20 protein-coding genes and 1 tRNA gene are annotated in these 20,324 nt (G+C 43.6%); 14 read left to right on the top strand and 7 right to left on the bottom strand.

The window, feature by feature from the left end; genetic code table 11:
- Window positions 1–9 precede the first annotated feature (9 nt).
- From ACWOEX_RS02510 to ACWOEX_RS02520, 3 genes are all read right to left on the bottom strand, one after another.
- Window positions 10–1,197: an MFS transporter gene (locus ACWOEX_RS02510; RefSeq protein WP_455297738.1), complete on the bottom strand. Its 1,188-nt coding sequence runs from the start codon at window positions 1,195–1,197 to the stop codon at window positions 10–12.
- A gap of 12 nt (window positions 1,198–1,209) precedes the next feature.
- Window positions 1,210–2,259 (bottom strand): YcaO-like family protein, encoded by a 1,050-nt coding sequence (locus ACWOEX_RS02515; RefSeq protein WP_455297739.1) that lies wholly within the window; start codon window positions 2,257–2,259, stop codon window positions 1,210–1,212.
- A gap of 79 nt (window positions 2,260–2,338) precedes the next feature.
- On the bottom strand, window positions 2,339–3,073 hold the full coding sequence (locus ACWOEX_RS02520; RefSeq protein ID WP_455297740.1) for a hypothetical protein: 735 nt from the start codon (window positions 3,071–3,073) through the stop codon (window positions 2,339–2,341).
- A 129-nt stretch (window positions 3,074–3,202) separates the two neighbouring features.
- Between ACWOEX_RS02520 and ACWOEX_RS02525 the strand changes: the two genes are divergently transcribed.
- Entirely contained in the window at window positions 3,203–4,699 is a 1,497-nt protein-coding gene (locus ACWOEX_RS02525; protein ID WP_455297742.1) for an ATP-binding cassette domain-containing protein, read from the top strand.
- A 170-nt stretch (window positions 4,700–4,869) separates the two neighbouring features.
- On the opposite strand, the gene ACWOEX_RS02530 is transcribed toward ACWOEX_RS02525, so the two are convergent.
- The 3 genes from ACWOEX_RS02530 to ACWOEX_RS02540 all read right to left on the bottom strand — a co-directional run bounded on the left by ACWOEX_RS02530 (window position 4,870) and on the right by ACWOEX_RS02540 (window position 6,510).
- The gene (locus ACWOEX_RS02530) at window positions 4,870–5,451 is read right to left on the bottom strand and encodes an ECF transporter S component (RefSeq protein ID WP_455297743.1); all 582 of its coding nucleotides are present in this window, start codon (window positions 5,449–5,451) and stop codon (window positions 4,870–4,872) included.
- Window positions 5,452–5,475: 24 nt separating this feature from the next.
- Window positions 5,476–6,327: a hypothetical protein gene (locus tag ACWOEX_RS02535; RefSeq protein ID WP_455297744.1), complete on the bottom strand. Its 852-nt coding sequence runs from the start codon at window positions 6,325–6,327 to the stop codon at window positions 5,476–5,478.
- A 101-nt stretch (window positions 6,328–6,428) separates the two neighbouring features.
- Window positions 6,429–6,510 (bottom strand) — tRNA-Tyr (locus tag ACWOEX_RS02540).
- Window positions 6,511–6,677: 167 nt separating this feature from the next.
- Between ACWOEX_RS02540 and cdaA the strand changes: the two genes are divergently transcribed.
- Genes cdaA through glmM form a run of 3 tightly spaced genes read left to right on the top strand, consistent with a single transcriptional unit; the run spans window position 6,678 to window position 9,963 of the window.
- A complete protein-coding gene (gene cdaA / locus ACWOEX_RS02545) occupies window positions 6,678–7,535 on the top strand; it encodes a diadenylate cyclase CdaA (RefSeq protein WP_455297745.1) in 858 nt (285 codons plus the stop codon).
- Window positions 7,525–8,574, top strand: coding sequence for a CdaR family protein (locus ACWOEX_RS02550; protein ID WP_455297746.1), 1,050 nt, complete (start codon window positions 7,525–7,527; stop codon window positions 8,572–8,574). The genes cdaA and ACWOEX_RS02550 overlap by 11 nt, the downstream gene beginning before the upstream one ends.
- Before the next feature lie 21 nt (window positions 8,575–8,595).
- Window positions 8,596–9,963 carry a phosphoglucosamine mutase gene (gene glmM / locus ACWOEX_RS02555; RefSeq protein ID WP_455297747.1) on the top strand — a complete coding sequence of 456 codons (1,368 nt, stop codon included), beginning with the start codon at window positions 8,596–8,598 and terminating at the stop codon, window positions 9,961–9,963.
- Between the two features lie 120 nt (window positions 9,964–10,083).
- Here the strand turns inward: glmM and ACWOEX_RS02560 are convergent, their stop codons facing one another.
- Window positions 10,084–11,550, bottom strand: a complete 1,467-nt coding sequence (locus tag ACWOEX_RS02560) for an NCS2 family permease (RefSeq protein WP_455297748.1) — start codon at window positions 11,548–11,550, stop codon at window positions 10,084–10,086.
- Between the two features lie 192 nt (window positions 11,551–11,742).
- On the opposite strand from ACWOEX_RS02560, the gene ACWOEX_RS02565 reads away from it, so the two are divergent.
- From ACWOEX_RS02565 to rpmG, 10 genes are all read left to right on the top strand, one after another.
- Window positions 11,743–12,312 carry a cysteine hydrolase family protein gene (locus ACWOEX_RS02565; RefSeq protein ID WP_455297749.1) on the top strand — a complete coding sequence of 190 codons (570 nt, stop codon included), beginning with the start codon at window positions 11,743–11,745 and terminating at the stop codon, window positions 12,310–12,312.
- Between the two features lie 130 nt (window positions 12,313–12,442).
- Entirely contained in the window at window positions 12,443–13,381 is a 939-nt protein-coding gene (locus tag ACWOEX_RS02570) for an ABC transporter ATP-binding protein (RefSeq protein WP_455297750.1), read from the top strand.
- The gene (locus ACWOEX_RS02575; RefSeq protein WP_455297751.1) at window positions 13,362–14,168 is read left to right on the top strand and encodes an ABC transporter permease subunit; all 807 of its coding nucleotides are present in this window, start codon (window positions 13,362–13,364) and stop codon (window positions 14,166–14,168) included. The genes ACWOEX_RS02570 and ACWOEX_RS02575 overlap by 20 nt, the downstream gene beginning before the upstream one ends.
- Window positions 14,169–14,425: 257 nt before the next feature.
- Window positions 14,426–15,868, top strand: a complete 1,443-nt coding sequence (gene proS / locus ACWOEX_RS02580) for a proline--tRNA ligase (RefSeq protein ID WP_455297752.1) — start codon at window positions 14,426–14,428, stop codon at window positions 15,866–15,868.
- A 424-nt stretch (window positions 15,869–16,292) separates the two neighbouring features.
- On the top strand, window positions 16,293–17,708 hold the full coding sequence (gene cysS / locus ACWOEX_RS02585; protein WP_455298158.1) for a cysteine--tRNA ligase: 1,416 nt from the start codon (window positions 16,293–16,295) through the stop codon (window positions 17,706–17,708).
- The gene (locus ACWOEX_RS02590; RefSeq protein ID WP_455297753.1) at window positions 17,708–18,118 is read left to right on the top strand and encodes a Mini-ribonuclease 3; all 411 of its coding nucleotides are present in this window, start codon (window positions 17,708–17,710) and stop codon (window positions 18,116–18,118) included. The genes cysS and ACWOEX_RS02590 overlap by 1 nt, the downstream gene beginning before the upstream one ends.
- Window positions 18,102–18,857, top strand: a complete 756-nt coding sequence (gene rlmB / locus ACWOEX_RS02595; RefSeq protein ID WP_455297754.1) for a 23S rRNA (guanosine(2251)-2'-O)-methyltransferase RlmB — start codon at window positions 18,102–18,104, stop codon at window positions 18,855–18,857. The genes ACWOEX_RS02590 and rlmB overlap by 17 nt, the downstream gene beginning before the upstream one ends.
- Before the next feature lie 27 nt (window positions 18,858–18,884).
- Window positions 18,885–19,421 (top strand): YacP-like NYN domain-containing protein, encoded by a 537-nt coding sequence (locus ACWOEX_RS02600; protein ID WP_455297755.1) that lies wholly within the window; start codon window positions 18,885–18,887, stop codon window positions 19,419–19,421.
- A 49-nt stretch (window positions 19,422–19,470) separates the two neighbouring features.
- Window positions 19,471–20,103: a sigma-70 family RNA polymerase sigma factor gene (locus ACWOEX_RS02605; protein ID WP_455297756.1), complete on the top strand. Its 633-nt coding sequence runs from the start codon at window positions 19,471–19,473 to the stop codon at window positions 20,101–20,103.
- 68 nt (window positions 20,104–20,171) lie between these two features.
- Entirely contained in the window at window positions 20,172–20,324 is a 153-nt protein-coding gene (gene rpmG, locus ACWOEX_RS02610) for a 50S ribosomal protein L33 (RefSeq protein WP_455297757.1), read from the top strand.

The following is a 20,324-nucleotide window of genomic DNA, read 5'->3' on the forward strand; positions in this document are numbered from 1 at the left end:
TTTACTATTTTATTTAAAAGCAAGTCTGATAGTTTTAATTTTTGAAGAAATTATGCTAATAAACAATACAATACAAGCTGAAATTAATATATAAAATCTAGGACTAGTATATTTTAATATGTAATGAGTCGAAATAGCAGCTATCGGATTTATAAACGAGAATAATGTGAAAATTGTTCCTAAAATAGCTCCTAATAACTTTGTATCCGCCAATTTTTCTATGGTAGAAAAATATGAAATGGTCATTATTGTATTGAAGAAAAAGTAACTGCTCCATGACAAGAATAAAAGAAATAAAGATATATCTATATTTGTTATGTATAGTGAACTTCCAAAGCCGATAAGGCTAGCGCTTTGAAAGATAAGACTATGTATGAATAACTTATATTTATTTTTTATAGAAGTGAGTTTTTTTGTAAAGAAGATTCCACCTAAAATTCCTCCGAATGATGACATTAATTGGAGAAGACTATATGTATTTTTCCCATAATTATCTTGAGAAATTTTAGGTAGCATCAACGATATACTCCAAAAGAAAAAATTTATAGTTATAGCAATTGGAATCATAGCTTTAATATATGAAGATTTTTTAATATATACTAAGCCGTCATATATATTTTTCATAATAGAAGGATTTGCTTTTTTATCTGTTTTTGTTTTTTCGAACAGAAGCAATAAATAAGCAACTAAGTAAAGAAATATGCATAAAAAAATTACTGTATTAAACTTAAAGAAGTTGATCATTATCATTGATAATAATGCGGAAGTTATAGTAGCTAATTGTGAAAATATATGATTTAAGGAATTCAAGTAGTATAAATTATCTTTATTTTTCGCAAGTAATGGCAATAAACTTTCTAAAGTAGGAGAATAAATTCCACCAATAATAGTATTTAGTATCACTAGTAAGATGACCCCTTTATGACCAAAGTTTTCTACTAATAAAGCTAATGGAAGACTAACCATTCGCGAAATGTTTAAAAATTTCATCAAATATAGTTTGTCATACTTATCTGCGATACCTCCGCCAAGAGTGGTTATAAATATTGAAAGGAGTTCAAAAAAGCCAAGTATTGAAATAATCCATTGGCTTTGATATGTTGAATAAGCATACCAATATGCATAAATACTGATAGTACTGGTTGTAAGATTAGCTAAAAAATCGGATAAAAAAATTTTTTTAGTATTTTTATTCATAATTTACTCCTGTTAGATGAACGGATGATTTACATAGACCCTATTTTTACTATTTAACCCGGTGGCTTGCATAAATCTCTTAGTTAAAGGGACTGTGTCGCTATTAATATAAGGTTGCATTTTTGTAGAAAATGCTTTAGACAGGTAGCCAGTGTTACACTTTTCGATAGTATAGTATATACCTAATTCTTTAAGTGAATTGTATTGGTAGAAGCTTTTTGAAACAAAATTACTAGTATGGCGTTGAGGATAATTATTATAGTTGCAGATGTAGTCCTCGGGTTTATAATCAAATGTTTTAAGTTTAACAGCCTGAAATGTAAGGCCTGCTATAGTGGATATGCTTTCGTAGACAGCATGCAAGGCAGCATCTACTATATCAAAATTAGCAGCGGATCCATAGGCAATGAACGGGAAGTTGTTCATTTCTATTATTGATATAATTACGTAACAAGGTAAATTAGTGCGTACATTCAACAAAGTTAACTTTGCATTATTGCTATTGATTATTTTTTCGACATTAATAAGAATTTTATTATCAATTATGAGCTTGTCAGTTGGAATAGATCCATACCACCAAAACATTATGTTTTCTTTTTCAATTAATTCCATGATGGATTTGGTAATTGCTATACGTTTATTAAAATCAAATCCATAGCCTTCTGTATTTGCCCAGCTAAGTTTAGGCTGTTGTATATGATCTGTGTAAATAGAAATATCTTTAGGAATAAATGTTTTTTGGTGATTCTTAATCTCATAAAATTCAATAAAAGAAACATTTTTAGAATTATACCACAGTTCATCTTCTATATTCTTTTTATTCCACACATATGGGTATAAATCTTTTGGAAATATTATTTTCCCGCCTTTTTGTAAACAATCTTCATACGTATAGGTGTGAAATGGCTCTTGTTTAATAGATTCTATTTGGAGTTTTTCTAAATAGGTCTCTCTTATTGCACTTTTTCTATGAAGTCTAGATGAACAGGGTCTAAAAGAACCATCGATATTATCTCTAAAAGTATAAAATCCTGATAATCCTAAGTAGCTAACATCTTCCAATTTATACTCCCCCTTATTTAAAAAATGTGAAACAGAACATCCGTCTCACACTTGTATCTCTCAATTGTATTATGCCTTTTCAGCTTACGTTTTCTTTTTCCTCTATATGAATAAATTCATTAAATGAATTTTTTTTACCAAATTCACTAGGTAATTCCGAATACTCAATTAAACAGAAAATACCTAGTGCACTTAATAAGCTATTCATACTGGAAATGAATTGGATGGTTAATGGTGTAATATTAAATTCTAGATGACGTATAGATTTATAAGTACCTTCGCCTTGATTTACTTTGTCATTAAGTCGTTGATATTCATTAACTAATTGTAAAGCTGAATGATATAAATCATAACTATGTTCTTTCAAAAGATTTAAATAACCAATATCTCCATCCTTGTAGAGTGATTTGATAACTGTCTCCCATTCATTATCATCACCATTTATATTTGATAACTTAAATTTATTTTGTAATACTTCTAACTTCATATTTCTATAAAGCAGTATGTTACATCTACGTAATCTACCATCGGCATAATGTTTTTCAAAAGTTCTCAATAATTGATTAAGCTTTTCAATTGATTCATCAATACTAGCACATGATAAATGAAAGTATTGAATGATTTCACTTAAATAAAATGATGAATTTTCATTACCATCATTTCTTTCTGTTAAAGTCAATCTTTCAACATATGCATTTGCTGCATGAAAATATTGAAAGCTATTAAATAACGATTTCATAAAATCAGCATAACGTAATCTAGATAATTCAGGTCTAAGTTTTTTTATAGGCCCCATGCAATTAATACCACCCATAGATATGATCATCCTTTCAAATTTGATATATATTTAAAATAAATCTTTTATTATAAATTGTCAATAAATTTTGTATTATTATGAATAATGATATAATAATAAGAGGTAATTCAGGCGGGAGGAACTAGAATGAAATCAATCACTCTGCACCAATTGAAGGCCCAAGCTGGGGAGCGTTTGTTATTTGATATTAATGATCTGACTATATCTAATGAGGCCAAAATTGGTATTATTGGTGATAACGGTGCTGGGAAGACAACGTTATTAAAAGAAATTTGTCGTCAATTAGTAGAACAATCCTATAGATTTGGCTATTTGTCACAATTAAGTAATGTTAAAGAGAACCGTTCAGAGGGGCAACGTGTAGCATTGACGTTAAAACAGCTTTTTGAAGAAAGAATGCCGTTGCTTCTATTAGACGAACCTAGTCAAAATTTAGATATACGTCATCAAGAATGGTTAATTAAAAAAATAAAATCTTTTGGTGGACAACTGCTAATGGTTAGTCATGATCAGGAATTATTAGATGCAACGGTCAATACGATATGGGAATTGCATGATGGTAAATTAACAACTTATGCTGGAAATTATACGGAATATACACAACAACGGCGAACGGTTTTTAAACTTGCACAAAATGCTTACCATCAACAACAACGTCAAATACGTAGATTAGAACAAACTGTTGAACAACAGAGAAGACAGACAAATCAGGCAACCGCCAATCAAAAGCTAAAAAAGAAAAATAATTCTGACTTTAAATCGAAGTCATTAGACAAAGTTCACCATGCTAAAGCGCAAGCGAGTCATGCACGAGCTCTGTCTAATCGATTGCAACGAATTGATAGATTAGAAAAACCTAAGGAAAAAGTAGCCTTTAATTTTTATGCGTTAGATGATACGATTGCAACACCACATACGTTGTTTCACTTGCAGGAAGGAATGCTCTGTAGGAATCAACAACAATTATTTGCTTATCCATCACTCAAATTAGTGGGAAATATGCATTGGTTAATTACTGGTAATAATGGTGTTGGAAAATCAACCTTTTTGGAAAGCTTATCAAAGCAACAACTTAAAGGCTATTATGCACCAGAACTAGTGATAGGTTATTTTCGTCAAGATCTATCAATTGATGACGATAGACAAACACTTTGGCAGTTTATTTCACAACATTCCCCCTATGCACCGTATTCTATCCGTACATTGATGGCACAAATGGGATTCAATACTGCTGATTTAACACATGTCATGTCCACATTATCTGGTGGTGAGCGAGTAAAAGCGACTTTGGTGCGCGTATTGGTATCTGAAGTCAATGTATTATTATTGGATGAGCCAACGAATTATCTTGATTTGCGTGCTATCGAAGCGTTAGAGCAATTTGTAAATGATTATCCGAAAGCATTAGTACTTGTATCACACGATCAATCATTTATTGAAGAAATGGATGGCCAGCGTTTTAACATTAGCGAGGGACAGATGTATAAGTACGTAGCGCATGCTAACCGAACTCAGGAAAAGGATCAGCAATTATTGGAGGACATGCGTCGAATCGAGGCATTGAATGACTCCCCGCTCTCATTAGAAGAGCTACAACTAGAATTGCAAAAGAAAAATGATTAAAATGATTAAACTAAAACTGTCTTTGATATCGCGCCGCGCGGCCTCTTTCTGAAAAGTGATAATGAACTCCGCCACCGGTATTTGTAAGGAAAAATTAATACATCAAAAAATCACATCTCCGAAGCAATCCACTTTGAGGATGTGATTTTATTTTGTTTTCATATACTAATTTATCGCTTGCGTTGCATGACTTTTTCGAGTGGTATCAGGATCAACGGTACGAGAATAGCGGCAGCGATGATTTCAAATACAGCATTTGACAGGACGGACATGAGGAAGACGATCATGACTTTTGATTCTGGAATTCCCATTAAGGTTGCATAAGTTTTGCGCGAGAAGAGCGAAACCATCACGACCACTAAAGCTGTATTGACCATTGCGCCTGTCGCACCGAACGTTGTGCCAGAGACAACAGTGTTGAATTTGGCTTTGAGCTTTGGATAGCCAAAACCAACCATTGCACCGACTGCCAAACGGGGGAGGATGGCAACGAGCGGGTTGTAGAATAATGGCGCGAGCACACCGGGTGTCATGAGGTTTCGGATCATGGCTAAGATCCCCCATGAAAGTCCGAGCAGGGCACCACGTTTTCCGCCTATCAGGCTGGCACCGAGAATGACGGTGATGTGAACGATAGTGACGTCTGCGACACCGAGCGGCAAGTAACCGAGCCACGGCACGAACGTCTGTAGAATCAGTAGTGCGAGAAAAAGACAGAAGACAGCATTCTGTCTGAGTACATCACGGTTCATAGTAGTTCCTCCTAAACCTTAACCTTAACAATTCGAATGCTTAAATTTTTCCTCAGGGTATGTGAGTTCGTCGGTGTTCATCTCATCAATTTGCCACTGCATAACGATGAGTGAAGCGACGAACACAGCAAGCGTATCCAAAATAATACGTGCGAGCACATCGCTCCAGCTGATCTGGTAAATCATCCCGAAGAAGAGATGGAAGCTGAGACAGAGTGGGAAGAAGAAGCGTCCGGTAAACTGTACGGCTTTCGGGAATTTCTGCTGTTTCGAGAGGAAACGCTGAATCATACAGAAAACAAACCCGATCGCACTTCCCATCAACGTCGCCCAGATATAAGAGACAGCGAGGTGCTCTTCCGGTTCCGCATAGATATGAATCGCGGAATAAGCGATCCAACGAAACGTGATAAAACTCAACGCATAGACGAGAGTCGCCCGCCAGTAGATAAAAGGACGTCTAGCGGATTGATGGTGTTCGGTACCGAGCCAGGTTTTAATCGCAAACGCCTGCACCATGAACAGCAGCAGTAACTTCGCGATATTGAGGAAGTAATCCGTGCCGAGCAGATGCGGTTTTGGTTCGGAGATGTAGAGAATCATGAGGATCGCCTGCGACAGACTGAAGAAGATCGCTTTGAAGGTGCGACTTCCCGGCAGCCGGAGGTCGATGATCTCATAACTCGACGATACACCGAAGAATAATAGTGTATGAATCATGAAGAACACCACCATAAATAGCGGTGAACCTAACCAATCTCTCAAAGGCAGTACCGCCTGGAAGGTTGGGTTCTTGAATAGATAGACGAATAACAATAAGAAGACGCTGAGTAATGCGCCGATAAGCAGATAGCGCCCATTTCGTTTCAATCGCATGAGACGTCCCTTTCCAATGTTTTTTCTTTCGTTATTGCTCCAGAATACACAAAACGTCCCCGCTATTTATAAGAGAGGACGTTTTGTTGGACAATGTGTGATGGAGGGAGAAGGATTCGAACCTTCGAACTCTGAGAGGGCGGTTTTACAGACCGCTGCGTTTAGCCACTTCGCTATCCCTCCAAATGTGACGAGACGTTTCCTAACGTCTTGTAGTAATATAACACAAATATCTTGTGAAAATCAAGCGGGAAATTCTTAATCCTTTTTAAAGTTTCACGCTCGTGAAACCGCTTGGGAAATCGATATGCTATACTTGAAGCGAAAGGATTTTAGGGGGACGTTCGCGTATGGGATTCGATTGGTCAGAAGTGTTCACATGGCAACACTTCTTCAGCTTAATAGATATACTGATCGTTTGGTTTATTTTCTACCAAATTATCAAAATGATTCAAGACAAACGCGCGCTGAACATTATGTACGGCGTGATCGTGATTTTACTCATCAAATTACTCAGCACCATTTTTCATCTGGAGACGTTGGACTGGTTGCTCAACAGCATTATTCAATGGTCGGTGCTCGGGGTCATTATCATCTTCCAGCCGGAAATTCGGATGACGCTCGAACGGCTCGGCCGGCAAGTGTCGCCCGTGCGCAAACATAATCCGATTAAGGAAGGTGAACAGATGGTCGATGCGATTGTTGAAGCGTGTGAATACATGTCGAAACGCCGTATCGGTGCCTTGATTACATTGGAAAAGGAACGCCCGCTCTCTGATATTGCGAAGACGGGAATTGCGTTGGATGCAGAGATCACTTCGCAATTGTTGATCAATATCTTTATCCCGAATACACCGCTTCACGACGGTGCGGTGATCATTCAGGATGAACGCATTACGTCAGCAGCGAGTTTCCTGCCATTATCCGAAAATCCAGATATTCCAAAAGAACTCGGTACGCGTCACCGTGCGGCAGTCGGCGTTAGTGAAGTGACGGATGCGTTGACGGTAGTTGTTTCTGAGGAAACGGGGGAAGTATCCATCACTTCGCACGGCCGTTTGAACCGCAAATTGAGCCAGGATGAACTGCGTGAAGAGCTCACGGCTCGCTTCGTCAACGATGAAGACCAGAACAACTCGGCTTGGACAAACTGGATTGAATCCCTCTTCACCATAAACAAGAAGAAGGGTGGTCGCGATGAAGATTAATCAGCAAAAACCTTATCAAAAACGTATGATTGGGATCATCATTTCTTTCTTCTTGACGTTGATGGTTTTCTTCTACGTAAAGATTGAAGTACAGAATAATGATCCATCCGAGATTTTTACCAACGTGAGTGAAGAGACGACTGAGACGGTAGCTGATGTGCCGGTGCACGTGCAGGGCAATATTGATCAGTTGTACGTGAGTGGGATTCCAGATGCCGTTACGGTAGAATTACACGGACCGAAAAATGTGATTCGCCAGATTCTCGAATCGAAAAACTTCCAGGTTGTGACGGAAGATCTCGATGAGCTCGGTACGGGTGTCCACTACATTCAACTGTCCGTTGAAGGATTATCGAACGATGTCACCGCACGTATCTCGCCATCGACCGTTCAGATTACGATCTCGAAGTTAGAGAGCCGCAGTTTCCCGATCGACGTTGAGGTTCAGAACCCCAATAGCGTCGCGGCTGGCCGTGAAGTGCTCAATCAGTATACGACACCGAAAGAGATTGAATTGACGGGATCGGAAGAAACACTCGCTTCGGTATCCAGAACGTACGTGTCGGTACAATTGCCGGATCAACAGGCTGAACAGTATCGGACAGAAGCGACCGTCATTATCGAAGATGTGAACGGACAGATTTTGAATTTGACGGCTAATCCGACGAGTGTATCGGTGGTGGTTGAAATCGGTACACGCGGTAGACAAGTACCGATTGAACTGGAAATCTCTAATGGTGAGAGTGATGTCGACTATCAGGTCAATATCCAAAACAATACGAATACCGTAGAGCTTTTTGGTGATCAGAATGCATTGAATGGTATCAATCAGGTGGTTGGACGCGTCAATCTCTCAGGTGTGCGTGAGGATACGACGCAGGAGGTTGAACTCGAATTACCTGATGGTGTGGAGCGGATGATGCCAGAGCGCATTACCGTAGCGATCGATGCGACACCGATAAATCAAGGAACCAATAACACAGATAATAACGACGATGCAGCGGATCAAGATACCGATGCGTCGAATCAAACAGAATAATAGTTAATAAAGGAGAACATTATGCGTAAATACTTTGGTACAGATGGTGTACGTGGCTTAGCTAATAATGAATTAACCCCGGAATTAGCGTTTAAATTGGGACGCTTCGGTGGCCATGTCCTCAAACAGAAATACGGACAGGAAGATGGCGAACAGCCAACCTGTTTGGTGGCGCGCGACACGCGTATTTCTGGTGAAATGCTCGGCCATGCGTTGATTGCTGGGTTGCTTTCGGTCGGTGTGGAAGTGATGGACCTCGGTGTGATTACGACACCTGCCGTATCCTATCTCATTCGCCACACGGGTGCGGTTGCTGGCGTTATGATTTCCGCCAGCCATAACCCTGCACCGGATAATGGGATCAAATTCTTCGGTTCAGACGGTACGAAACTCTCTGACGATGAAGAAGAGATCATCGAAAGCTATATCGACGGTGATCAAGCGGATGACTTGCCACGTCCGAGCGCAGAAGGTCTCGGCCGTTACAGTCAATTCCCAGAAGGTGCGTCACAGTACATCAACTTCCTTGAAGACACGATTCCGAGTGACCTCTCTGGATTGAAAGTTGTGGTCGATGGTGCGAACGGCGCAGCTTCTCGCCTCATTAACCAATTGTTTGCGGACTTGGATGCGGACTTTGAAACACTCGGTACGTCTCCAGATGGTCTCAACATCAATGTGAACGTGGGGTCCACTCACCCTGAAAAACTCGCTGAACGCGTCAAAGAAGTTGGCGCTGACGCTGGGGTAGCGTTCGATGGTGATGCTGACCGCTGTATCGCTGTTGACGAGAACGGAAACCTGATCGATGGGGACTATATCATGTACATCTGCGGTAAAGCGCTCGATCAAAAAGGTCAGTTGAAAGACCATACGATCGTATCGACTGTCATGAGTAACCTCGGTTTCCACAAGGCCGTTGAAGCTGCTGGTATGAAAGCCGCCATTACCAAAGTCGGTGACCGTTACGTGGCTGAAGAAATGCGCGCCCACGACTACACAATTGGTGGAGAACAATCCGGACACATTATTTTCAGCGAATACGCGAAGACGGGTGACGGTTTGTTGACGGGCTTGCAGTTGTTGAGCGTATTAAAAGAATCTGGTAAGACGCTCTCAGAATTAGCGAGTGAAGTAACGAGCTACCCTCAGACCTTAGTTAACGTCAAGGTGACACGTGAAGGTCGCGATGAAGCGATGGCGGATGCTGACGTGAAAGCAGCGATCGACGCGGTAGAAGCTGAAATGGCAGGCGACGGTCGTGTCTTGGTTCGTCCGAGCGGTACCGAAAACTTGCTCCGCGTCATGGTCGAAGCTAAGACGGATGAACTCGCCGATGAATACGCAGAACGTATCGCTAATGTCGTGCGCGAACACTACGGTATCTAATCATTAATCACATAAATGAAAAGCACGCAATGATCAACGTTGCGTGCTTTTTTGTATGCGCTCAAAAGGAATTAAAAAACGACAGCCACTCGAAGTGACTGTCGTTTCATTTTAGCTATTTTATAGAAAAGCCATGATGATGTAGTTCATGATGAACAAGGCGCTGACAGCCCAGAGAATCGGATGAACCTGTTTGGCTTTGCCGGTAACGGTCATAGTAATGCAGTAGAAGATGAATCCTGCTGCGATACCGTTTGAGATGGAGTAGGAGTAACCCATGAAGATGGAGGCGAAGAATGCTGGGACAGCGATCGCCAAGTTGCTCCAGTCGATTTCACGGAATTCACCCATCATCATCACACCAACGATGATTAATGCTGGTGCGGTTGCAGAAGCAGGTACGAGACCGACGAACGGTGCGATAAAGATACAGAGGAAGAAGCAGATGGCGGTGATAAAACTGGTCATCCCACTACGTCCACCAGCACCGATACCGACACCACTTTCAGCGAAGGTGGTCGTGTTACTCGTTCCGAAAACGGCACCGAGTGAAGTACCAACCACGTCACCGAAGAGTGCCTTGTCTAACTTGGTGTTAGAGGATTTATCGATATTGTCGATGTCTTCCTTAGAGAAGATACCCGTTGCACGTCCGGTACCGATGAACGTTCCGATCGTATCGAAAACATCAGATAAACTGAACGCGAAGATGGTCACGATCACGAGTGGTAGACGCGATAAATCGCTGAACAGTGAACCGAACCCTTCAGCACCGAATGCGGCACCGAATGTGATACCGAGCTGACGAAAGGATTCGCCAATGCCAGATTCGGCAAAGTTGACAGCGGATAACGCGGATGGATCGATAATTAAAGATAGCGCGGTAATAGCAATGATACCGATCAAGATCGCACCTTTGATATCTTTCACCATCAAAATTACCGTAATTACGATACCGATGAGTGCAAGCAATGCAGTTGCGTCGGTAAAGCTCGTAATCGCAGGTACAGGACCACCATTCGTTTCGATCGCGGTAATACCACCTTCAAACGTCGTCTGTGCAGCATCGAAAGCCTGTCCGTTGATTGACGTAATGTTTGCAGGTTCAACAGTAAAGTTGATCAAGTTTGCGGATTTCAAACCGATGTAGGCGATGAACGCGCCGATACCGGCAGAAATCGCGTGTTGTAAATCTTCAGGAATTGCACGCATGATAGTACGACGGATGCTGGTGACCGTGATCAAGACGTTCACGATCCCACAGATGAAGACCATCGCGAGTGCTTCTTGCCAGGTAAAGCCGAGACCGAAGACCACCGTATAGGTGAAGAAGGCGTTGAGCCCCATCCCCGGTGCTAATGCGTAAGGGACGTTCGCGTAAAGTCCGATAAATAATGTCGCAATCCCGGCCGAGAATAGGGTAGCGAGGAATACCCCTTGGTACGGCATTCCCGTTTGCGACAAGATGGCTGGATTGACGAAAATAATATAACTCATGGCGAAGAATGTACTCAACCCAGCGATGATTTCATTTGATACCTTGGTGTGGTTTTCTTCTAATTTGAAGAAACGTGCTAAAGCATTCAAAAAGGATAACCCCCTAAATAAAAAGTATGCTCCGATTATACCGTAAAATTTCCAGTATGCAATACAGAAAAACGAACAATTTTATTAATAACTGTATCAAAGTTCATTAATAGCGTTTAAATTGGCGAAAAAGACGATAAGGATTATACTTAATAATGTATAGTATTGGGCACGATGAAAAGAGGCATCATCATGGATAAAGCATTGATTAATGTAGATTACACGTATGATTTTGTCGCAGATGACGGCAAATTGACTGCTGGAAAACCAGCGCAGGCATTGGAAGATCGTATTGTTGAACTGACGAAACAATTCCACGATGCGGGACAGTTTGTCGCCTTCACGATCGACCGTCACTTCGAAGAAGATCAGTATCATCCGGAAACAAAATTGTTCCCACCGCACAATATCGACGGCACATCAGGACAGGACCTATACGGCAAATTGGAAGACTATTATCAGGAAATTAAGTCAAATCCGAACGTTTTCTACACGCCGAAGAGTCGTCACTCCGCCTTCAATGGGACGGAACTGGATATTAAACTGCGTGAGCGCGGCATCAATGAAGTACATTTGGTGGGTGTAGTGACCGATATCTGTATCCTACACACTGCCATCGACGCCTACAACCGCGGCTATAAGATCGTTGTTCACGAAGATGGTGTCGCTAGCTTCAACCAAAAGGTACACGAATTCGCACTCGAACACTTCAAGAATACACTCGGCGCTGAGGTCGTGAATGGTGACGACTTCGAGTTGTAATGGCTATACAGTGAATGAACATCAACCTGGTGCAGTGCGCATCAGGTTTTTTATTTGCAGATTTTGGAAAAGTGAGCGCTGCAACATGCTAAAATGACAGTGATGACACGTTAATAAGGAGGGGAATTCGATGGTACTACAGGTCGAACACTTACAGAAAACATTAGGAGAGAGACAAATCATCAATGATGTTTCGTTACAACTCACTCCCGGACGCGTATTCGCATTGCTCGGTCCAAACGGTGCGGGTAAGACGACGATGATTCGGTTGATCTTAGGGGCATTGAAACCCGATCACGGCACAGTATCCTTGTTTAACCAGACACTAACAACAGCAAATGCTTCAGCGCTCAAGCGACAGATCGGGGTACAGAATGACGGCAATCTTTATGAAACGTTGAGCGTTGAAACGAATCTGTCGCTTTGGGGTGAATTGTTCGAAATGACGCCGGAAATGATCAATCAGCGCATCGAGGAATTGTTAGCGTTCTTCGATATTGCGCAGTATCGAACGATGGCGATCAGTCAGCTCAGCAAAGGGACGCGGCAAAAAGTGTTATTGGCACGTTCGCTCATCAATCAGCCGAAATTATTGATCCTCGATGAACCGACCACGGGATTGGATCCCGAAGCACGCGAGCATTTGATTTCCTATTTGAAACGTCTGGCAGCGACAGGCGAGACGACGATTTTTCTCTGTACGCATCAACTCGACGGACTCGAACAGTTGATTGATGATGTCGCAATTTTGAATCATGGGCAGATTCAGCGTGCGGGGGCTGTCAATGATCTGATTGCTGAACTGTGGCAGGACCAGCGTGTGTTGTTAAACGCCAAACCGCTCGATCGGGCTGAGGCTGTGCTTTTGACGATTCCCGAGATTCACGATCTTCAACGTGTAGATGAAGGTTTGCAGTTCAAGGCGGCGCCCGAAAGGATACCGTCACTTGTCAAACAACTCGTCGCAAATGATGTCTCGATTTACGCCATCAATCCACTGACGCCCACCATCAAAGATCTCTACTTCAAAACGATCGGAGGGATGACGCATGAATCTAAAACATCTTAAACCCCTTATCAAAAAGGAATGGCTCGAAATGGTGAAGGATAAGATGACGCTCGCCACACTCGTGGTCTTTCCGCTCATCTTTTCGATATTACTGCCGCTCGTTTTTATTATTGTGGCGACCACGCCTGAGGTGACCCAAACGATCGATGGTATAGATGCCTTCTTAGCGGTACTGCCATCGTCCGTAATCCCTGATTACGTGCCAGCCTCTAATCACGCCATGTATGCGATCGCCAATTTCGTTCCGCTCCCGTTGTTCGTGATGGTGCCTGTCATGATCTCGAATGTGATTGCGAGTACGGCCTTTATCGGCGAGAAAGAGCAGCATACGTTAGAAGGGTTGATTTATACGCCGATCACCTTCAAGGAACTCATTCTCGCCAAAGGTCTCGCTGCCTTCATTCCGGCGATGATCCTCGCGTGGATTGGGATTCTGATTTACCAGATTATTTTCACTGCGATGGAGTGGTGGCTCCTCCAACAATTCGTCCTGCTCTCGTGGAATTGGCTCTTATTAGCGTTCGTCATCTGCCCGCTCATTACGTTTCTGTCCATTCTCTTGGTATTTATGATGTCGCCGATATTCAAAACCGCCAAAGCGGCACAGTCGATGGCTGTGATCATTATCTTTCCAGTGATTGCGCTGCTTATTTCGCAAGTGAACGGATTACTGATTTTCAGTGTGCCTGCAGTGATGATAGGGAGTTTGCTTTTATTGTTGATCGATATCGTGTTGTTTTTAGCGGTTGTAAAGCGATTTGATGTTGAGAAGTATTTGTTAGGTTAAATTGTCGTTGACAGCTGACGGGAAATTAGCGACAATAGAGGCTGTAGAATAGTAGTTGATGTCGGCATTTGAGCGAGCGATAGTTGGTGGGAGTATCGCAATGTACGATCAGTGAACCTGCTACCGTGATGCATAGACACGTTGGTAACGTTATAACCCTAAGAGAGAAATTAAGTCATTTAATTTAAAAAAGGTGGTACCGCGTCATTCGTCCTTTTAGGTCGGATGGCGTTTTTTATTTGGAAAGGGAGTTAATCATGGAAGAAAATTTAATTCATACTGATTTTTCGAAGTGGTATTTGACCAGTATTCAGCAGGCGGATTTGTTCGCGTATGGTCCGGTTCGTGGTACGATGGTATTCAAACCGAACGGTTACATGCTTTGGGAATTGATCAAGGCACGCTTCGATAAAGAATTCAAGAAAGCGGGTATTCAGGACGTTTACTTCCCAATGTTGATTCCGGAATCGTTCTTCACGAAAGAAGCCGATCACGTGGAAGGTTTTGCACCGGAATTGCCATGGGTGACGCGTGCTGGTGAGGAAGAATTGGAAGAACCTGTCGCATTGCGCCCAACGAGTGAAACCTTGTTCGGTAATGCGATGAGCGACTGGATTAACTCCTACCGCGATCTACCGATGGAATTGAACCAATGGGCGAACGTCTTCCGTTGGGAAAAACGCACCTTGCCATTCCTCAGAACGTCTGAATTCTTATGGCAGGAAGGTCACTGTGCCTACGCGGACGAAGAAGATGCGCGTGCGCACACGATGCGTTACTTGGATCTCTACACGGAAGTTGTCGAAGACCTCTTGGCATTGCCAGTGTACGCGGGTCAGAAGACCGAATCCGAAAAATTCGCGGGTGCAGAAGATACTTACTCCATCGAAGCAATGATGAAAGACACGAAAGCGGTACAGGCGGGGACGTCTCACTACTTGGGTACAAACTTCGCTGAAGCGTTCGATATCCGCTACTTGAACCAGGATAACCACCACGTCCCAGTTCACACGATTTCCTTCGGGGTATCGACTCGTTTGATCGGTGCGATGATTATGGCGCACGGTGACGATAAAGGGGTCGTTTTCCCACCGAAGATGGCACCAACGCAGATTACCTTGATTCCAGTCGGTAACGTGAAGAAGAACCCACAAGTTATCGATAAATTAGCCGAAATTGAGCGCGAATTGAAAGATGCTGGCTATCGTGTGAAATTGGACGACTCCAATAACTCTGCCGGCTACAAATTCAACGAAGCCGAAGTTCAGGGTGTACCGCTCCGTATCGACTTGGGACCTCGTGATTTAGAAAACGGCACCTGCGTCATCAAGATGCGTGACTTGGATGACAAGATGACCGTTTCCTTGGACGAGTTATTAGAAACCGTGGAACGCGAATTGGCTGACATGCAAAAACGCCTCTTCGATAAAGCGAACGACTACCGCAAGGCGAACGAACACTACGACATCGAAACGCTCGAAGACCTCGAAGCGCACCTCAAACGTGCAGAAGAAGCTGGCGAAAATCCAGGCTGGGTACTTGCTGGTTGGGACGGTACGGAAGAGAGCGAAGCAGCTGTCAAAGAAGCGACCGGCTTCACTTCCCGTAACATTCCATTCAACCCACCAATGGAAAAAGCGGTCGACTTAGTGAGCGGTAAACCGGCGAAATACACCGTATGGTACGCACGTGCTTACTAATTCCTAACGATTAAATACATAAGCATCCTGTCATTGCGGGATGCTTTTTTTGATAGTGTATGTTTAACTTATGGATTAATTTCTATAACAAGAAAGTGAATAATGATTATATTTTGCGTTGAAAACGTTCGTTTGTCTTAAAAATTAAAGTTAATAAAAGAATAAGTATTCTTAATTAAAAACTTAAAAATAAACAATTAAAACGATTATAACCGTACGATAAAAGTTAAAATAAGTGGTAACCGTACGTTTATTAATTTTATCTCTTGCAAATGCACACTAGGATAGAGCTGTAAGTGAACAAGCACTTACACAGAGCAAGATTGGGAGCAATCGTGAATTTTTAGGGAACTTGTTTTAGGATTTGCGTATCACATGGTAGAATGAAGGATAGACAACTCAACGAAGGGAAGGTTGGACAGTGATGATTAAAATCTTTAATACGCTGACGAATCAAAAAGAAACATTCCACCCACTCAATGAAGGTCAGGTGAAGATGTACGTCTGCGGGCCTACTGTCTACAATTACATTCACATTGGTAATGCGCGCAGTGCGGTAGCGTTCGATACCGTGCGTCGCTACTTAGAATACAAGGGGTTCGACGTGACGTACGTGTCCAACTTTACCGATGTTGATGACAAGATTATCCGCCGTGCGAATGAGGAAGGCCTCACGCATACGGAAATTGCGGATAAATATATCGATGCCTATTATGAAGATACAGACGCTTTGGGGATTGAACGTGCGACTGTGAACCCGCGCGTCGTCGACAATATGACGGAAATTATTGATTTTGTTTCCACATTAGTGGACAACGGCTTCGCTTACGTTTCCGGTGGGGACGTCTATTATCGTGCGCATAAGTTCGAACATTACGGCGAATTGTCCGATCAATCACTCACTGAACTGCGCGCTAATGCCGGTCAGCGCCTCGGGGCGAATGCGTCCGATACAAAGGAAGATCCAGCCGACTTTGCGCTCTGGAAAGCGGCAAAATCGGGCGAACCTGCTTGGGAATCGCCATGGGGTGAGGGACGTCCCGGCTGGCACATCGAATGCTCAGTGATGTCTACGAAGTACCTCGGTGACACGATCGATATTCACGGTGGCGGGTACGATTTGACCTTCCCACACCATGAAAACGAAATTGCACAGTCCGAAGCGAAAACTGGTCAGAAGTTCGTCAACTACTGGATGCATAACGGCTTCGTGACGATGGGTGACGACAACGAGAAGATGAGTAAATCGCTCGGTAACTTCGTGCTCGTTCACGACTTGCTAAAGGAAGAATCGCCGCGTGTGTTGCGTTTCTTCCTATCGAGTGCGCATTACCGTGCACCGCTCAAATTCAGCGACAGCAACTTAGCGGATGCCGCAAACAACGTGAAACGCCTCGACAACACTTATCGCGCCATCACGTACCGTCTGGAAAGTGCAAGTGATGCATTGGCTGACGATAATGAAATGCTTAAACCGCTCGAAACGATCACTGCTGATTTTGAAGCGGCGATGGACGATGACTTCAATGTGCCAAACGGGTTGACCGTGTTCTATCAGTTGGTCTCCTTGATCAACCACTATTTAGATCGTGATGATGTCTCAAAAGTGGTGCTCGATGCCTACCTCGACTTGTTCGAAACATTGGCCGCCATTTTCGGTTTGACGTTTGATGTGGAAACAGCGCTCGACCAACACGTTCAGGAACAGATCCAAAAACGTGAAGAAGCGCGTAAAAACCGTGACTTTGAAACAGCCGATCAGATTCGTGACCAACTCAAGGCAGAAGGGATTATCTTGGATGATACGCCACAAGGTACCCGCTGGAAGCGAGTAGACTAATGAAACCGATCGCTATCGAACAGATTAACGGCCTGGCGCTCGCCTACCTCGGAGATGCCGTTTGGGAGTCCGCGGTGCGTACGCATTTGCTGGAAAAAGGTCTCACGAAACCGCAACAACTGCATCAGACCGCTATTCATTTTGTGAGTGCGGGTGCGCAGGAAGCGTTGATGCAGGCGATGATCGCGGCGGATTTTTTGACGGCGGATGAGTTACGTTTTTTCAAAAAAGGACGCAACGCAACGCCGCACAGTTCGGCGAAGAACGCCTCGCTCAAGACGTATCACCAAGCGACCGGTTTTGAAGCGTTGATCGGCTATTTGGATTTACAGGAAGATCACACTCGGTTGGACGAAGTGATCGCATATTGCATCAGTTTACGGGAGGCAACAGATGGCACAGCAAAGTAAACCAGCGAATGAAGATTTTGTGATGGGGATTCACGCCGTTCAGGAATTGGTGAAGTCCGAACATCCGATCAATCGTCTCTATGTCGAAGAAGGCGCACGTGATCGCAAGGTGGAACGCCTCGTTCAGCAGACGAAGAAAAAAGGTGTCATCGTCCAACCAGTACCGAAGCAGAAACTCGATCAGATGACGGATCACGGGGTGCATCAGGGTGTGGTTGCTGCGGTTGCCGCGTACGAATATGCGACTATTGATGACCTGTTTCAGAAGGCTGAAGCGGCCGGTGAGGATCCATTCTTCCTGATCTTAGACGGCATCAAGGATCCACATAACCTCGGAAGCATGTTGCGTACCGCGGATGTGGCGGGCGTTCATGGCATTATCATCCCGAACCGCCGTGCGGTCGGCTTAACCACCACGGTTGCTAAGATCAGTACGGGAGCGATCGAACACGTTCCCGTCGCGCGTGTCACCAATATTTCGCGTACGATCGAGGAATTGAAGTCACGCGGCGTCTGGGTCTTCGGGACCGATATGGCGGGACAGAACGTCTGGGAAATGGATGCAACGTTGCCGCTCGCGGTTGTGATCGGCGAGGAAGAAAAAGGTATTTCGCCCGGTGTGAAGAAACATCTCGACGGTGTGCTCACCATTCCGATGAAAGGCCACATGCAGAGCTTGAACGCGAGTGTGGCGGCAGCCTTACTCATGTATGAGGTTTACCGCAAGCGTTCGAATTAGTAGTAAGTTAACAATATAAGGAGGAAAGTGGTAGCGGTGCAAGAACGACTGATTGTCGATGGGTATAATATGATCGGCGCCTGGCCGCAGTTATTGGCGCTCAAACAGCACGATTCGATCGAAGCGGCGCGTAACGCGTTGTTGGAGGAATTATCCGACTATGCCGCGTACAACGGTATCGAAACATGGGTTGTTTTTGATGCGCAGTTCGTGCCGGGGTTATCGCAATCCTATGAGAAGTATCGCTGCCACGTGGTCTTCACCTCAGAGGGACAGACGGCCGATTCCTATATCGAAGGAATGATTAAGGAAACGACGGGTGTCTTGAAAAATGTGACGGTGGCGACGAGCGACCTCGCAGAACAACGCATCATCTTCCAACAAGGGGCAGTGCGAAAATCGGCACGCGAATTACTGGAAGATGTCGAAAAGACCAAGACGCATATTCGTTACGGTGATGATGATTATCGTATCGTATCGAATCCGAATCGCAGTCTGACGACAGAACAGCTCGCGGAACTCAATCATTTATTGAAACAACTCTCAAAACAAGACCCTAAATAATTCATGCGCTCGCTGTGCTCTGAATCTTAATATTCAGGAGGACGAGCAGATGATGATGGTATGGATGGCCGAGTACGATATGAATACGCCGATACATGAGGTGATCGCACAGTTTCAAATGTCGGCGGATCAGCGGGAGACGCTTTTTCCGCTCATACTGGCGCGCTATCAACCGTTAATTCAGCGTTATTATCGTCAATTCTATAATTTGTGTTTTGAACGGAGTGATTTTGGACAGGAAATGGCTGTTGTCGTCTGGCAAGCTGCACACCGCTATGATCCAACGTATAAAGTCACGTTCGGTGCGTATTTGAGCGTCAGGCTCTACAGTCGCTGTTTGGCTCTCTATCGTTTCCACCGCCATCCGAAGCGTTACCCGACAAAGGGGATCACCGCGCTCAATCTCAATGCGGACGATAGCTATCCGGTCAAGGAACTGTTGGTGGCACACACCGTTGACCAGCCGGATTATTCCTATACCGTGCAGGAAACGATGGATCATTTATGTGCGAAACTGTCGCCTTTAGAATCGGATGTACTCGCGCACAGCATGAACGGCAAAACATTCTCAGAGATCGCCTCTCACATGCTAGTATCAGAAAAAAGCGTGCGTTACGCGTATTATCGCGCACATAAAAAATTTCGAATTAACACCAAAGATCAATTAGTAGATGAGCATTAGTTCGGTCAGCGCTTGACAATTGAGGAGTGGGTTAACTATTATCAAAGGGATATCAGGAGGTCATCGCAATGGCAAAACAACAAACCGTCGTTCTCGCGTGTACGGAATGTGGGCTTAGAAACTACACGTACAAATCCAACACGCCGAAAACAGAACGCTTAGAAGTTAAGAAATTCTGCAAACATTGCGGAAAACATACCATTCATAAACAAACCAAATAA

This window comes from Aerococcus vaginalis (genome assembly GCF_053762225.1).

What these genes read in the sequence shown, in the direction of transcription:
- ACWOEX_RS02510 (WP_455297738.1), bottom strand. Translation starts at nt 1,197, where the DNA reads ATGAATAAAAATACTAAAAAAATTTTTTTATCCGATTTTTTAGCTAAT.
- ACWOEX_RS02520 (WP_455297740.1), bottom strand. Translation starts at nt 3,073, where the DNA reads ATGGGTGGTATTAATTGCATGGGGCCTATAAAAAAACTTAGACCTGAA.
- ACWOEX_RS02525 (WP_455297742.1), top strand. Translation starts at nt 3,203, where the DNA reads ATGAAATCAATCACTCTGCACCAATTGAAGGCCCAAGCTGGGGAGCGT.
- ACWOEX_RS02530 (WP_455297743.1), bottom strand. Translation starts at nt 5,451, where the DNA reads ATGAACCGTGATGTACTCAGACAGAATGCTGTCTTCTGTCTTTTTCTC.
- ACWOEX_RS02535 (WP_455297744.1), bottom strand. Translation starts at nt 6,327, where the DNA reads ATGCGATTGAAACGAAATGGGCGCTATCTGCTTATCGGCGCATTACTC.
- cdaA (WP_455297745.1), top strand. Translation starts at nt 6,678, where the DNA reads ATGGGATTCGATTGGTCAGAAGTGTTCACATGGCAACACTTCTTCAGC.
- ACWOEX_RS02550 (WP_455297746.1), top strand. Translation starts at nt 7,525, where the DNA reads ATGAAGATTAATCAGCAAAAACCTTATCAAAAACGTATGATTGGGATC.
- glmM (WP_455297747.1), top strand. Translation starts at nt 8,596, where the DNA reads ATGCGTAAATACTTTGGTACAGATGGTGTACGTGGCTTAGCTAATAAT.
- ACWOEX_RS02565 (WP_455297749.1), top strand. Translation starts at nt 11,743, where the DNA reads ATGGATAAAGCATTGATTAATGTAGATTACACGTATGATTTTGTCGCA.
- ACWOEX_RS02570 (WP_455297750.1), top strand. Translation starts at nt 12,443, where the DNA reads ATGGTACTACAGGTCGAACACTTACAGAAAACATTAGGAGAGAGACAA.
- ACWOEX_RS02575 (WP_455297751.1), top strand. Translation starts at nt 13,362, where the DNA reads ATGAATCTAAAACATCTTAAACCCCTTATCAAAAAGGAATGGCTCGAA.
- proS (WP_455297752.1), top strand. Translation starts at nt 14,426, where the DNA reads ATGGAAGAAAATTTAATTCATACTGATTTTTCGAAGTGGTATTTGACC.
- cysS (WP_455298158.1), top strand. Translation starts at nt 16,293, where the DNA reads ATGATTAAAATCTTTAATACGCTGACGAATCAAAAAGAAACATTCCAC.
- ACWOEX_RS02590 (WP_455297753.1), top strand. Translation starts at nt 17,708, where the DNA reads ATGAAACCGATCGCTATCGAACAGATTAACGGCCTGGCGCTCGCCTAC.
- rlmB (WP_455297754.1), top strand. Translation starts at nt 18,102, where the DNA reads ATGGCACAGCAAAGTAAACCAGCGAATGAAGATTTTGTGATGGGGATT.
- ACWOEX_RS02605 (WP_455297756.1), top strand. Translation starts at nt 19,471, where the DNA reads ATGATGATGGTATGGATGGCCGAGTACGATATGAATACGCCGATACAT.
- rpmG (WP_455297757.1), top strand. Translation starts at nt 20,172, where the DNA reads ATGGCAAAACAACAAACCGTCGTTCTCGCGTGTACGGAATGTGGGCTT.